Origin of the sequence: Amycolatopsis sp. NPDC051061, assembly GCF_040682935.1 — a bacterium.
GTDB lineage: Bacteria > Actinomycetota > Actinomycetes > Mycobacteriales > Pseudonocardiaceae > Amycolatopsis.
Window position 1 is genome coordinate 1 of the sequence record NZ_JBFBBZ010000051.1, and the last position, 12,963, is coordinate 12,963.

The 12,963-nt window shown below is 71.8% G+C and carries 11 protein-coding genes; 7 read left to right on the plus strand and 4 right to left on the minus strand.

The genetic code is table 11. From position 1 onward, the window contains the following. Positions 1-53: 53 nt before the first annotated feature. A complete protein-coding gene (locus AB0N03_RS42490) occupies positions 54-1,367 on the minus strand; it encodes a DUF349 domain-containing protein (RefSeq protein WP_364385038.1) in 1,314 nt (437 codons plus the stop codon). A 218-nt stretch (positions 1,368-1,585) separates the two neighbouring features. On the opposite strand from AB0N03_RS42490, the gene miaA reads away from it, so the two are divergent. Both miaA and dapF read left to right on the plus strand, forming a co-directional pair. Next, positions 1,586-2,512 carry a tRNA (adenosine(37)-N6)-dimethylallyltransferase MiaA gene (gene miaA, locus AB0N03_RS42495; protein WP_364385041.1) on the plus strand — a complete coding sequence of 309 codons (927 nt, stop codon included), beginning with the start codon at positions 1,586-1,588 and terminating at the stop codon, positions 2,510-2,512. A 10-nt stretch (positions 2,513-2,522) separates the two neighbouring features. Continuing rightward, positions 2,523-3,350 carry a diaminopimelate epimerase gene (dapF, locus tag AB0N03_RS42500; protein ID WP_364385044.1) on the plus strand — a complete coding sequence of 276 codons (828 nt, stop codon included), beginning with the start codon at positions 2,523-2,525 and terminating at the stop codon, positions 3,348-3,350. 16 nt (positions 3,351-3,366) lie between these two features. Here the strand turns inward: dapF and valS are convergent, their stop codons facing one another. Continuing rightward, positions 3,367-5,883, minus strand: coding sequence for a valine--tRNA ligase (gene valS, locus AB0N03_RS42505; RefSeq protein ID WP_364385047.1), 2,517 nt, complete (start codon positions 5,881-5,883; stop codon positions 3,367-3,369). Positions 5,884-5,892: 9 nt separating this feature from the next. Continuing rightward, positions 5,893-7,146 carry an MFS transporter gene (locus tag AB0N03_RS42510; protein WP_364385050.1) on the minus strand — a complete coding sequence of 418 codons (1,254 nt, stop codon included), beginning with the start codon at positions 7,144-7,146 and terminating at the stop codon, positions 5,893-5,895. Between the two features lie 61 nt (positions 7,147-7,207). On the opposite strand from AB0N03_RS42510, the gene AB0N03_RS42515 reads away from it, so the two are divergent. The 3 genes from AB0N03_RS42515 to AB0N03_RS42525 all read left to right on the plus strand — a co-directional run bounded on the left by AB0N03_RS42515 (position 7,208) and on the right by AB0N03_RS42525 (position 10,271). Beyond that, a complete protein-coding gene (locus tag AB0N03_RS42515) occupies positions 7,208-7,711 on the plus strand; it encodes a winged helix-turn-helix domain-containing protein (RefSeq protein ID WP_364385053.1) in 504 nt (167 codons plus the stop codon). A 42-nt stretch (positions 7,712-7,753) separates the two neighbouring features. Next, positions 7,754-9,202 carry a GTPase HflX gene (hflX, locus tag AB0N03_RS42520; protein WP_364385056.1) on the plus strand — a complete coding sequence of 483 codons (1,449 nt, stop codon included), beginning with the start codon at positions 7,754-7,756 and terminating at the stop codon, positions 9,200-9,202. A gap of 64 nt (positions 9,203-9,266) precedes the next feature. Continuing rightward, positions 9,267-10,271: a hypothetical protein gene (locus AB0N03_RS42525; protein WP_364385059.1), complete on the plus strand. Its 1,005-nt coding sequence runs from the start codon at positions 9,267-9,269 to the stop codon at positions 10,269-10,271. Between the two features lie 238 nt (positions 10,272-10,509). Here AB0N03_RS42525 and lexA read toward each other — a convergent pair whose 3' ends face one another. After that, on the minus strand, positions 10,510-11,169 hold the full coding sequence (gene lexA, locus AB0N03_RS42530; RefSeq protein ID WP_364385062.1) for a transcriptional repressor LexA: 660 nt from the start codon (positions 11,167-11,169) through the stop codon (positions 10,510-10,512). A gap of 353 nt (positions 11,170-11,522) precedes the next feature. Between lexA and AB0N03_RS42535 the strand changes: the two genes are divergently transcribed. Then, a complete protein-coding gene (locus AB0N03_RS42535) occupies positions 11,523-11,993 on the plus strand; it encodes a LysM peptidoglycan-binding domain-containing protein (protein WP_364385065.1) in 471 nt (156 codons plus the stop codon). 453 nt (positions 11,994-12,446) lie between these two features. Beyond that, positions 12,447-12,941, plus strand: coding sequence for a transcriptional regulator NrdR (nrdR, locus tag AB0N03_RS42540; RefSeq protein ID WP_364385068.1), 495 nt, complete (start codon positions 12,447-12,449; stop codon positions 12,939-12,941). The last annotated feature ends 22 nt before the right edge of the window (positions 12,942-12,963 follow it).

Here is a 12,963-nt window from a genome sequence, read left to right on the forward strand (position 1 = left end):
CCTTACGGGCGTCTGACGCCCGTAAGGTGACCTTGACGGCGCTTCGGAGTGAGTCAGCGGTCGGCGATCGCGGCCTCCGCCGCCTGCAGCCACTCGCGCCACTGCGTCGCCTGCTCGTCGGCCTTCTTCGCGCGGCGCTCGTCGCCCGCCGCGCGGGCCTTGGCCGCCTGGCTCTCGAACTGCTCGAGGCGCTCGCGGAACTGCGCGGCCCGGGCCTGCGCCTCCGGGTCGGTGCGGCGCCAGCGGGTGTCCTCGGCCGACTTGACCGCGTCCTGGACGGCCTTCAGCCGGCCGTCGAGCTCGCGGATCCGCTCGCGCGGGACCTTGCCGATCTCGTCCCACTGCTCCTGGATCTTGCGCAGCGCGTTCTTCGCCGCCTCCAGGTTCGCCGCCGCGTCGATCTTCTCCGCCTCGACCAGCAGCTCTTCCTTGCGCGCGGCGTTCTGCGAGAACTCCGCGTCGCGCTCGGAGAACACCGAGGAGCGGCGGGCGAAGAACTTGTCCTGCGCCGCGCGGAACCGCTGCCACAGCGCCTCGTCGCTGTCCTTGGGCGCGCGACCGGCGGCCTTCCACTCCGTCATCAGGTCCTTGTAGCGGCCCGCGGTCTCGCCCCAGTCCTCGGACTCGCTGATGGCCTCGGCCTCGGCGATGAGCTCTTCTTTGCGCGTCTTGGCCGAGGCGCGCTGCTTGTCGAGTTCGGCGAAGTGCGACCCGCGACGCCGGTTGAACCCCTCGCGGGCCTTGGAGAACCGCTTCCACAGCTCGTCGTCGGTCTTGCGATCGACGCCCTTGACCGTCTTCCACTCGTCGAGGATCGTGCGCAGCCGGTCGCCCGCCGCCTTCCACTGGGTGGAGTCGGCGGCGATCTTCTCGGCTTCTTCGGCCAGCTCCTGCTTCCGGGCGACGGCGGCCGCGCGGGCCACCTCACGCTCCTGCTTCGCGCTGGCCAGCGCCTTCTCGGCGTGCCCGATGACGTACTCCAGCCGCGCGGCGAGCGCGGCCAGGTCGCCGACCACGGCGGCCTCGGCCAGCCCGTCCCGGATCTGCGTGGCGCTCGACAGCGCGTGCTTCGGGTCGCCGGCGCCGGAGGCCAGCCGGGTCTCCAGCAGCTCGACCTCGGTGCGCACGTCGTCGAAGCGGCGGGCGTAGTGGACCAGGCCCTCGTCGGGGCTGCCTGCCTGCCAGACGCCGATGGCGCGCTCGCCCTCGGCGGTGATGACGTAGACGGTGCCTTCGTCGTCGATGCGGCCCCAGGTGGACGGGGTGGACTCGGCGAGCGGCACGGGCGGGGCGGCGTGCCCGGCGTGCAGCGCGTGCGGCACCGGGTGCGGGGCCGGGGTACCGGTGGAAGTGTTCTCCTGGGCCATCGCAGGCTCCTTATCGCCTGTACGCCCGCTGGTGCGGGCGCCCCGCCGCGGAAGCGGGGCCGGGTAGTGCGGTCGTCACGGGCCGTGCTCGGATGCTACGGCCCCACGCGGCATTCAAGCAGCTCAGCGCGCACCGTGGTACTGGATGGGCCACTCGAAGCTCGTGATCCTACTTCCGGTGGACGCTCCGTGGCGGTCCGCCGGTATCGTCAGCCGCCGTGACCAGCCCCGCCGCACCGCCCGAGACCCGTCCCGTGGCGGTGGTCGGGCCGACGGCCACCGGCAAGACCGCGCTGGCCGTGGAGCTGGCCCTGGAGCTGGGCGGCGAGGTCGTCAACGCCGACGCGCTGCAGCTCTACCGGGGGATGGACATCGGCACCGCCAAGGCCACCGAGGCCGAGCGGCGCGGCGTCCCGCACCACCTGCTCGACGTCCTGGACGTCACCGAGACGGCGTCCGTCGCGGCCTACCAGCGCGACGCGCGGGCCGAGATCGAGCGGCTCCTGGCCGCCGGCAAGGTCCCGGTGCTGGCCGGCGGGTCGGGGCTCTACGTCCAGGCCGTGCTCGACGACCTGCGGTTCCCGGGCACCGACCCGGCCGTGCGCGCCCGGCTGGACGCGGAGGCGGTTTCCTTCGGCACGCCCGCGCTCTACACCCGGTTGAGTGAACGCGACCCGGCCGCCGCGGCCGCGATCCTGCCGACCAACACGCGCCGGATCGTGCGCGCCCTCGAAGTCATCGAGATCACCGGCGAGCCGTTCTCGGCGAACCTGCCCAAGCCCGGCCCGGCCCGCTACGGCACCGTCGTGGTCGGCGTCGACCGGTCGCCGGAGGAGCTCGACGAGCGCGTGAACGAGCGCGTCCGGCGGATGTTCGCCGCCGGGCTGGTCGACGAAGTCGGCGCGCTTCTGGAGCGCGGTCTGCGCGAAGGCAAGACGGCGTCGCGGGCGCTGGGCTACCAGCAGGTGCTCGCCGAGCTGGACGGCGAAGGCGACTTCGAGGCGGCCGCCGCGGCGACGGCGCAGGCCACGCGGCGCTTCGTCCGGAAGCAACGGTCCTGGTTCCGGCGCGACAAGCGGATCCACTGGTACGACGGCGCGGAGACCGGGCTGGCCGCACGCGTCCTGGATACCCTGGGCCGGTAATCTTGCCCCCATGGGCGGAATCGAGTTCTTGAAGGGGCACGGCACGCAGAACGACTTCGTGCTGCTCCCCGACCCGGCGGGACGCCTCGAGCTGACCGAGGCGAGGGTCGCCGCGCTGTGCGACCGCCACCGCGGCCTCGGCGCCGACGGCGTGCTGCGCATCGTCCGGGCCGCCGCGCTGGACGTCGAGTCCGCGGGCGAGTGGTTCATGGACTACCGCAACGCCGACGGGTCGATCGCCGAGATGTGCGGCAACGGCACCCGCGTCTTCGCCCGCTACCTCGTCGAAGCGGGGCTGGCGACCGAGGGCGAGTTCGTCATCGGCACCCGCGCCGGCGACCGCCCGCTGGTCGTGCACCCGGACCGCTCCGTGACGGTGGGGATGGGACCGGCGACGATCACCGGGACGTCGGTGACGGTGGTGGCCGGGCGGCCGTTTTCGGGCGTGGCGGTGAACGTCGGCAACCCGCACCTGGTGTCGCTGCTCGACGACGACGTCGCGGGCCTCGACCTGCGCGACCAGCCCGACTTCGACCACGACGTCTTCCCGCACGGGGTCAACCTGGAGTTCGTCAACCGCCTCGGCGAGGGCGCGCTGCGGATGCGCGTGCACGAGCGCGGGGTGGGGGAGACCCGGGCGTGCGGAACGGGCACGGTGGCCGCGGTGGCGGCGGCGCTGCACCTGGCGGGCACGGACACGGGAGCGTCCACGGTGGACATTCCCGGCGGCCGCGTCGAGGTGACGGTGTCGCGGGGTGATTCGACGCTGTCGGGCCCCGCGGAGATCGTGGCGCGCGGCGAAATCGACGAAGCCTGGTGGGCCGCCGCCGGTTCGTGACGGCGACCCACCGGCGTCAGCCGCCGATTTTCACTTCGAGCGCGAACTCGCCTTCGCGCGTCTCCACTGACGCGATCGCACCCGCGCTGCGGATGTCCGGCTCGATGCCGGCGAACCGCGCCAGCACGTCGGCCGGGCCGGTCACCGTCAGCGTTTCCACCGCCGAGCGCATCGACACCTTCGCGTCCGTCTTCGCCCGGCGCACCGCCGCGATCACCGCGCCCGCCAGCGTCAGCAGCTCCGGATCACCGTCGGACGCCGACGCGGTGGGCCAGGACGCCCGGTGCACCGAACCGTCGCGCCACCACGACCAGACCTCCTCGGTCGCGAACGGCAGGAACGGCGCGAACAACCGCAGCACCGCCGACAACGCCGTCACCAGCGCCGCCTGCGCCGAAGACGCTCCCGCGGGACCGCTGTCGCCGTACGCGCGGCCCTTCACCAGCTCGACGTAGTCGTCGCAGAACGTCCAGAAGAAGGTCTCCGTCACCTGCAGCGCCCGCGCGTAGTCCAGCGCCTCCAACGCCGCCGTCGCCTGCTCGATGACGACAGCCAGCGAAGCCAGCAGCGCCCGGTCCAGCGGCTCCACCGCCACCGCGGAAGGAGAAGGCACGCCCAGGCCCAGCACGAACCGGCTCGCGTTGAGCAGTTTCGTCGCCAGGCGGCGGCCGACCTTCATCTGGCCTTCGTCCACCGCCGTGTCGACGCCGGGGCGCGCGCTCGCCGCCCAATACCGCACCGCGTCCGAACCGAACCGCTCCAGCAGGTCCACCGGCGTCGTGACGTTGCCCTTGGACTTCGACATCTTCTTGCGGTCCGGGTCGAGCACCCAACCGGCGATCGACGTCTCCCGCCACGGCAGCACGCCGTGCTCCAGCTCCGCGCGCACCGCCGTCGAGAACAGCCAGGTGCGGATGATCTCGTGCGCCTGCGGCCGCAGGTCCATCGGGAAGACCCGCGAGAACAGGTCGTCGTCGAGGCTCCAGCGCCCGACGATCTGCGGCGTGAGCGACGACGTCGCCCACGTGTCCATCACGTCGGCCTCGGCGACGAACCCGCCCGGGACCCCCCGTTGCGCGGAGGTGAAACCCGGCGGGACGTCGCTGCTCGGATCCACCGGCAGGGAGTCCGGCAGCAGGCGCGCGTCGTAGTCCGGCTCGCCGGCGGGATCGAGCCGGTACCACAAGGGGATCGGCACGCCGAAGAACCGCTGACGGCTGACCAGCCAGTCGCCGGCCAGGTTCTCGACCCACGACGAGTAGCGCACCTTCATGTGCTTCGGCACCCAGTTCAGTTCCTCGCCACGCGCCAGCATCTTCTCCCGGAAGGAGGAGTCGTTGCCGCCGTTGCGCAGGTACCACTGCCGGCTCGCGACGATCTCCAGCGGCTTGTCGCCCTTTTCGTAGAACTTCACCGAGTGCGTGATCGGCCGCGGTTCCCCGTGCAGGGCACCGGCTTCGCGCAGCAGGCGCACCATGATCTCGCGTCCCGTGTGGACGGTCTTGCCCACCAGCGGCGCGTACGCCTCGGCCGGCACGCCGTGCGGCGCGTCGGGCAGGAACCGGCCGTCGCGGCCCAGCACCACCCGCGTCGCGAGCCGCAGCTCGCGCCACCAGGTGACGTCGGCGGTGTCGCCGAAGGTGCACACCATCGCGATGCCGCGGCCCTTCTCCGGGTCCGCCAAGTGGTGCGCCACGACGGGCACTTCGACGCCGAACACCGGCGTCCGCACCGTTTTCCCGAAGAGCGGCTTGAACCGCTCGTCGTCCGGGTGCGCCACCAGCGCGACGCACGCGGGCAGCAGCTCCGGCCGCGTCGTCGCGATCACGACGTCGCCGTCGGGACCGGTGAACGCGAGGTCGTGGAACGCGCCCGGGCGTTCGCGGTCCTCCAGCTCGGCCTGCGCCACCGCCGTCCGGAAGGTGACGTCCCAGAGCGTCGGCGCTTCGGCCTGGTACGCCTCGCCGCGGGCGAGGTTGCGCAGGAACGCGCGCTGCGAGATCAGCCGCGAGTCGTGCCCGATCGTCTGGTAGGTCATCGTCCAGTCGACCGACAGCCCGAGCCGCCGCCACAGCTGTTCGAAGACCTGCTCGTCGGTCTCGGTCAGCGTTTCGCAAAGCTCGACGAAGTTCCGGCGCGAGATCGCCACGACGTCCTTGCCCGGCTTTTCGGGCGGCCGGAAGCCCGGGTCGTAGGGCAGCGAAGGCTCGCAGCGGACGCCGAAGTGGTTCTGCACCCGGCGTTCGGTCGGCAGGCCGTTGTCGTCCCAGCCCATCGGGTAGAACACCTCGAGCCCGCGCATCCGCTTGAACCGCGCGAGGACGTCCGTGTGGGTGAAGGAGAAGACGTGCCCGATGTGCAGCGACCCGCTGACCGTCGGCGGCGGGGTGTCGATCGAGTAGATCTCGTCCCGCGTCTTCGTGCGGTCGAAGCGGTAGGCGCCGGTGGATTCCCATACGGGTACCCACTTGGCCTCCAGACCGTCGACACCGACCTTGTCCGGGACTTTCGGGCGCTCGAATGGGGTACTCATGAACCAACTCTAGGCGGCGCCGGAACCCGTTTTCGCCTCGGTCGGCAGATCGCGCATGTGCCGCAACGGAGAGAACAGCACCCACAACATCGCGGCGGTCTCCCCGGCGACGGCGACCCAGACCGCGCCGCGCAGGCCGAGCCACTCGCCGAGCCCGCCACCCAGCAGGCCGCCGAGCGGGATCGTGCCCCAGACGACGAACCGCACGCTCGCGTTCATCCGGCCGAGCAGCCGGTCGGGGCAGATCGCCTGCCGGTAGGAGACCTGCGCGACGTTGTAGACGATGAGCCCGAAGCCGCTGACGACCAGGCCGCACCCGGCGAGCCAGACCCGCCAGCCCGGCGCGGCGGGCGGCACCAGCAAGCTCGCCGGCATGGTGACCAGCGGGACGAGCCAGATCGCGCGCGACTGGCCGAGCCGCCGGGTGAGCGCGCCGGAGCACAGCGCTCCGAGGATCCCGCCCGCGCCGCCGGTGGACAGCAGCGCGCCGACCGCGACCGGCTGCAGGCCGATCGTCCGCGTCAGGAACAGCACCAGCACCGCGTTCAACGCGGCGTTGAAGAGGTTGGCCGTCGACGTGCACGCGACGATCGCGCGCAACGGCTTGTCCGAGAAGACGAACCGCAGTCCCTCGGCGATCCGGGGGAGGAGCCGGGACTGCCCCGCGGGTTCCGGCTCGGGTTCGACCGCGCGGATGCGGAGCAGGCACAGCGCCGAGGTGAGGTAGCCGAAGCCGGTGAGGAGCACGGTGCTGGCCGCGCTGACCAGCTGGACCAGCACGCCGGCGCCACTCGGCCCGGCGATCTGCGCGACCGACTGGACGGCCTGCAGCTTCGCGTTGCCCTCCAGCAGGCGCTCCCGGCCGACGAGCGAGGGCAGGTACGACTGGTAGGCGATGTCGAAGAACACCGTCGCGACGCCGGTGAACAGCACGACCAGCAGCAGCTGCACGAGGGTCAGCACCCCGGCCCACCAGGCAAGCGGCACGGTGAGCAGCAGCGCGAAGCGGGCGAAGTCGGCGGTCAGCATGACCCGGCGGCGGCGCAGCCGGTCGACCCACACCCCGGCGGGCAGGCCGAGCACCAGGAACGCCAGGGTCTCGGCGGCGGTCAGCAGGCCCATCTCGAACGGGGTCGCCGCCAGGGTGACCGCGGCGAGCAGCGGGATGGCGGTGTAGCCGATGCTCGTGCCGAACTGGCTGGCCGTGTCGCCGGCCCAGAGCCGCCTGAAGTCGGCGTGGAAGAAGAGGGACCCCCTGCGCATGGCCCGAGTGTGCCGCGAGTGATTGGAAAGTGTCAATCACTGTTCGCTCTAGGCTGTGCGCGTGCCCTCTGAGAAACGACGCGTCGCGACCGAAACCGAGGCTGCCGCCCTGGCCTCCGGAATACGGCTGCGCATCATCCGGTTGACTTTCTCGGAGGCGTTGACGAACAAGGAGCTCGCCGAGCGGCTCGGGCGGGACCCCGCGACGACCCTGCACCACGTGCGCAGGCTCGTCGAGACCGGGTTCCTGGTCGCGCAGCCGCCGCGCCGCGGAGCCCGGGGCGCCAAGGAAATCCCGTATCTTTCGACGGGGCTTTCGTGGACACTCGACTCATGCGGTGACAAGGACGTGGAGCAGGCGGTGCTCGAGGCCTATCTGGCCGAGATCGCCGAAACCGGATTCGAGGGCGTGCACCAGTCGCGCCTGGTCGTCCAGGTGTCCCCCGAGGAGCGGGCGGAGCTGCAGTCGCGGCTCAACGCCCTGCTCGAGGAGTTCCGCGCGCGCCCGCGCCGTCCCGGCGCCGAGCGCACCGCGATCTACCTCGCCACCTATCCCAGCACGTAAAAGTTCGGTTCCCGCGGCGAATCGTGGGAACATGGAGGCACGATGACAGAACAGACACACAACGAAGGCCACGACGACGACCTGTACGACGGAGACCCGTCGACCGGCGAAATGGAGCTCGAGGACCGGGCGTCGCTCCGCCGGGTCGCGGGGCTGTCCACCGAGCTCGACGACGTCACCGAGGTCGAGTACCGGCAACTGCGGCTCGAACGCGTCGTGTTGGTCGGCGTGTGGACCGAGGGCACCGCCCTGCAGTCCGAGGCGTCGCTGGCCGAGCTGGCGCGCCTGGCCGAGACGGCGGGCTCGGAGGTCCTCGAAGGGCTCATCCAGCGGCGGACCAAGCCGGACCCGGCCACCTACATCGGCTCGGGCAAGGTACGGGAAGTGCGCGAAATCGTCGGGTCCACCGGCGCCGACACCGTGATCTGCGACGGCGAGCTCTCGCCGGGCCAGCTGCGGCAGCTCGAAGAGAAGGTCAAGGTCAAGGTCATCGACCGGACCGCCCTGATCCTCGACATCTTCGCCCAGCACGCCCGGTCCAAGGAGGGCAAGGCGCAGGTCGAGCTGGCCCAGCTGCAGTACCTGATCCCGCGGCTGCGCGGGTGGGGTGCTTCGCTGTCCCGGCAGGCCGGTGGCCGCGCCGGTGGCGCGAACGGCGGCGTGGGCCTGCGTGGTCCCGGTGAGACCAAGCTCGAGACCGACCGGCGGCGGATCAACAAGCGCGTGGCGAAGCTGCGCCGGGAGATCGCCGCCATGGACACGATCCGCGAGACCAAGCGCGGGCGGCGGCTGGCCAACGAGGTGCCCAGCGTGGCGATCGTCGGCTACACCAACGCCGGCAAGTCGAGCCTGCTCAACGCGCTGACCGGGGCCGGGGTGCTGGTGGAGGACGCGCTGTTCGCCACCCTCGACCCGACCACGCGGCGCACGCAGACCGCGGACGGGCGCACCTACACGCTGACCGACACCGTCGGGTTCGTGCGGCACCTGCCGCACCAGCTGGTGGACGCGTTCCGCTCGACGCTCGAAGAGGCGGCGGACGCCGACCTGCTGGTGCACGTGGTGGACGGGTCCGACCCGGCGCCGGAGGAGCAGGTCAGCGCCGTGCGCGAGGTGCTCGGCGAGATCACGCGCAAACGCAAGGAACCGCTCCCGCCGGAGCTGCTGGTGATCAACAAGATCGACGCGTCCGACGAGGTCAGCCTCGCCCGGCTGCGGCACGCGCTGGCCGGCTCGGTGCCGGTCTCGGCGCGGACCGGGGCGGGCATCCCGGAGCTCGTCGAGGTGATCACCGAGCGCCTGCCGCGGCCGGAGGTCACCGTCGAGGTCCTCGTGCCCTACACGCGCGGCGAGCTGGTCGCGCGGGCGCACGCGGAGGGCGAGGTCCTCGAAGAGGAGCACGCCGAGGACGGCACGCGGCTGCTGGTGCGGGTCCGCCCGGACTTCGCCGCGGCTTTGCGCGAGTTCGAGACCAACTCGACCAGGGCCTGAGACGTCTACATTCCAGTGTGCGGACAGCGGGTTCGCACACTGGAATGTTTTCGGAGGTGGCTGGGTGCGCTGGGTGGTCGCTTTCGCGGCGGTTTTCTTGGCTCTGCTGAGCGGGCCGGTCCCGGCTTCCGCGGCTCCGGCTCCGGAGCCGTTGTGCACGATGAAGGACTCTCGGATCGGTGAACTGTCCGGCCTCGTCTCCGACGGCTCCCGGTTGTACGCGATCAACGACGGCGGCACGAAGGTCCAGGTGTTCGTCCTGGGGCGGGACTGCAAGGTCCAGAAGGTCCTCACGGACAAGACCGACCCCTTCGACGTCGAGGACCTGGCCCGGACGCCCGACGGCCGGCTGTGGCTGTCCGACACGGGTGACAACCAGAAGGGCCGGCTGACGGTCGCCCTGCTGGAGATGACTCCGCAGGGCAAGGTCACGGTGCACCGGCTCACCTACCCGGACGGCCAGCACGACACCGAAGCGTTGATCATGGACAAGGCGGGGACGCCGTACCTGATCACCAAGGACATCCTCGGCGAGGCTCGCGTGTACCGGCCCTCGGGACCGTTGGCCAGCCCCGGGCCGACCAACCTGGAGAAGGTCGGCACGGTGAAGATCTCGGAGACCGACACCCAGGGCGGCCCGGTGGGCTCGTTCGGCTCGGTCCTGGTGACCGGCGGCGCGTCTTCGGCCGACGGAAGCGTCGTGGCCTTGCGGACCTACACGGATGCTTACGTGTATTCGGCTCCGGACGGCGACGTGCCGGCGGCGTTGCAGCGGACGCCGGTCCGGATCCCGCTGCCGGGGGAGAAGCAGGGCGAGGCGATCGCGTTCGACCCGGACGGGACTCTGTTGTCGGGAAGCGAAGGGGTCGGCGAGCCGATCCGCGCGGTTCACGGAGCGGCCGCGTCGGCGCCTTCGGCTTCGGCGGCCGGGAATCCCGCTTCGAGCGCGAGCGGCGACGGGTCGTCCGACGGCGGGGGAGTGCCGATCCTGCCGGCGGCGGGGATCGCGGTCGCCGCGGTGGGGCTCGGGTGGTTCGGGTTCAGCCGGCTGCGCCGCCGCCGCGGCTGAGCGCCGGCTACCGGTTCCGGCCGTCCTTCGCGCGGTGCGGGGCGCGGCTGCTCGAGCCGCGCAGTCCTGCGCACCGCGCGAAGGGAAACCTCGACCGGCGCGGCGGCGGACAGGGCCGGGCTTCCCGTCCACCCGCCGCACCGCGGTCGGGCCGGCTACCGGATCTCGGCTCCCCACGGCCGAAGATCATCCGATCCAGTGAACCTTTCGAGCCGTGCGACAGCCCGAAAGGGACCGGTCAAAGGCGGCGCAGGACAGCGACCACCTTGCCGAGCACCGTCGCGTCGTCGCCGGGGATCGGCTCGTACGCCTCGTTGTGCGGCATCAGCCAGATGTGGCCGCCCTTGCGCTTGAACGTCTTGACCGTCGCCTCGCCGTCGATCATCGCCGCGACGATCTCGCCGTTGTCGGCGTCCGGCTGCTGCCGGACCACGACCCAGTCGCCGTCGGTGATGGCCGCGTCGATCATCGAGTCGCCCGTGACCTTCAGCAGGAACAGCTCGCCCTCGCCGACGATCTCCCGCGGCAGCGGGAACACGTCCTCGATGGCCTGCTCGGCCAGCACCGGGCCACCGGCGGCGATCCGGCCGACCAGCGGCACGTACGCCGCCTTCGGCATGACCGGCTGCTGGTCCATCTCGATGCCCATGGGGTTGTCGTCGGTCGCCGAAAGCACGCCGACCGCGCGGGGACGGTTCGCGTCCCGCCGCAGGTAACCCTTGCGCTGCAAGGCCCGCAGCTGGTGCGAGACCGACGACGTCGACGTCAGCCCGACCGCCTCGCCGATCTCCCGGACGCTCGGCGGGTAGCCGAACCGGCTCACCCAGCCGCGGATCACGTCGAGGACCTGCTGCTGGCGGACGGTGAGGGTCTCGTCGACGTCGTACACCTCCGGCATGGAGTGCACGCCGCCCCCGGGGGACCCACTGGTCCTGCCCGCCTTGTTCTCCTTCGCCACTGCGTCGCCTCCCAGACGTTCGCTGCACGTATCGCGCGCCGGCCGCCGCCCGCCGGGTGCGGGCAGCCTCGCCGGCGGCATCTGCCCGGCAGATGCCCTGGTCACCGACGTTAGCCCCCGGGCACGACGATTTCAAACATCTGTTCGATCGACACGCCGTGTCCGCTCGATTTTGTCGGTGGCAGGTGGTAGACCTTCGCACGGGCGTTCGATAGAACGCTTGTTCGACCTTGATCCACGGGCCGGCCCCGGCTCCGGATACGGGCGGACACCAGGGTTTCGAGGAGGTTCGGATGTCCATTCTGGCCGAACGCGGGCACGCCCGCCCGGCGACTCCGGTCCCGGCGCCACCCCGTCCCGTGCGCGTCCTGCGCGGTCGCCGCGGCGAGGTGCGGCGCCCGCCGACACGCGCACGCGTCGTCGCGGGCCGCCGCCCGGCCGGTGCCCCGTGCGCGGCGCCCCGCCGGGTGCCGGTGCGGTGGCCGTGGCTGGCCGGGCTCGCCGTCGCGACCTGCCTCGTGGTCGCCGGGCTGGGGCTTTTCGGTGGTGGCGCGGCCGCGAACGCGCCGGTGCCGGAGCAGACGGCCACGGTGTCGGTCGCCCAGGGCGACACCCTTTCTTCGCTGGCCGCGCGGTTCGCGCCGGGCAGCGACGCGAGCGCGGTCGTCGCCCGGATCAAGGAGCTCAACCGCCTGGACGAGGCCGTCCTGGTGCCCGGGCTGCCGCTGACGGTCCCGGTCGCCGACGCCGTTCCCGCGCCGTGACGCCGCCCCGCGCATGACCGCCCGGCGAGAATCACCCGCTCCGGTGAATCCGCCGATCGGGCGGGAAGTGGGTGTCGTGGCGGCGGTTCCGAGGTCCTCGGCGTGGCGGTCACGCTGCTCCACCAGGGTGACGCCGCCCCGGCCGCCGTGCCGCCGCGGTCCGATCTCGGTCGAAGCGCACCCGAGCCTCCGGCTCGTCCTCACCCGGGCGGGTCCCGCACCCGCTGTGTCGCTTGCGCACACCCCCTCCGAGTTCTACGCTCGCCCGCTATATGTAGTAGTTACACCGCTGTAGTTGGTCCACAGGTTGGGGTAGACTGGGCAGCAGTTGTCCACAGCTGGTCGGCTCTTACCCACCGGATGTCCACAAAACGATCACCAGGCGCAGGGGTGCGTGGTGGCCGCGTGGGCGTCGACCGGGGCGGCCGGCGACGAGGGGAAGGTGTTCGGCGGATGAGGTGCCCGTTCTGCCGGCATGCGGACTCCCGGGTCGTCGACTCCCGAGAGGTGGATGAAGGCCAGGCGATCCGCAGGCGGCGCTCGTGCGCGTCCTGCGGACGGCGGTTCACGACGTCGGAGACGATGGTGCTCGCCGTCGTCAAGCGGTCCGGGGTCACCGAACAGTTCAGCCGGGACAAGGTGGTGAGCGGCGTCCGCCGCGCCTGCCAGGGCAGGCCGGTCGACGACGACGCGCTGCAGCAGCTCGCGCAGCGCGTGGAGGAGTCGATCCGCTCCGCCGGTCTGGCGGAGATCCCGAGTCACGAGGTCGGCCTGGCCATCCTGGGCCCGCTGCGTGAGCTCGACGGGGTCGCCTACCTCCGGTTCGCCAGCGTCTACCGCTCGTTCTCCTCGGTCGAGGACTTCGAGAAGGAGATCGCCGATCTTCGTGAGGCCATTGCGGGTTCTGCTGCCCCGGAGGACAGCGATCAGCGAGCAGACGGCGATTGACCGTCCCGCTGCGGGAGTGAGG

Excerpts from the sequence above, each read along its gene's own strand:
- AB0N03_RS42490 (WP_364385038.1), bottom strand. The coding sequence starts at position 1,367 with ATGGCCCAGGAGAACACTTCCACCGGTACCCCGGCCCCGCACCCGGTG.
- dapF (WP_364385044.1), top strand. The coding sequence starts at position 2,523 with ATGGGCGGAATCGAGTTCTTGAAGGGGCACGGCACGCAGAACGACTTC.
- valS (WP_364385047.1), bottom strand. The coding sequence starts at position 5,883 with ATGAGTACCCCATTCGAGCGCCCGAAAGTCCCGGACAAGGTCGGTGTC.
- AB0N03_RS42510 (WP_364385050.1), bottom strand. The coding sequence starts at position 7,146 with ATGCGCAGGGGGTCCCTCTTCTTCCACGCCGACTTCAGGCGGCTCTGG.
- hflX (WP_364385056.1), top strand. The coding sequence starts at position 7,754 with ATGACAGAACAGACACACAACGAAGGCCACGACGACGACCTGTACGAC.
- lexA (WP_364385062.1), bottom strand. The coding sequence starts at position 11,169 with ATGCCGGAGGTGTACGACGTCGACGAGACCCTCACCGTCCGCCAGCAG.
- AB0N03_RS42535 (WP_364385065.1), top strand. The coding sequence starts at position 11,523 with ATGTCCATTCTGGCCGAACGCGGGCACGCCCGCCCGGCGACTCCGGTC.
- nrdR (WP_364385068.1), top strand. The coding sequence starts at position 12,447 with ATGAGGTGCCCGTTCTGCCGGCATGCGGACTCCCGGGTCGTCGACTCC.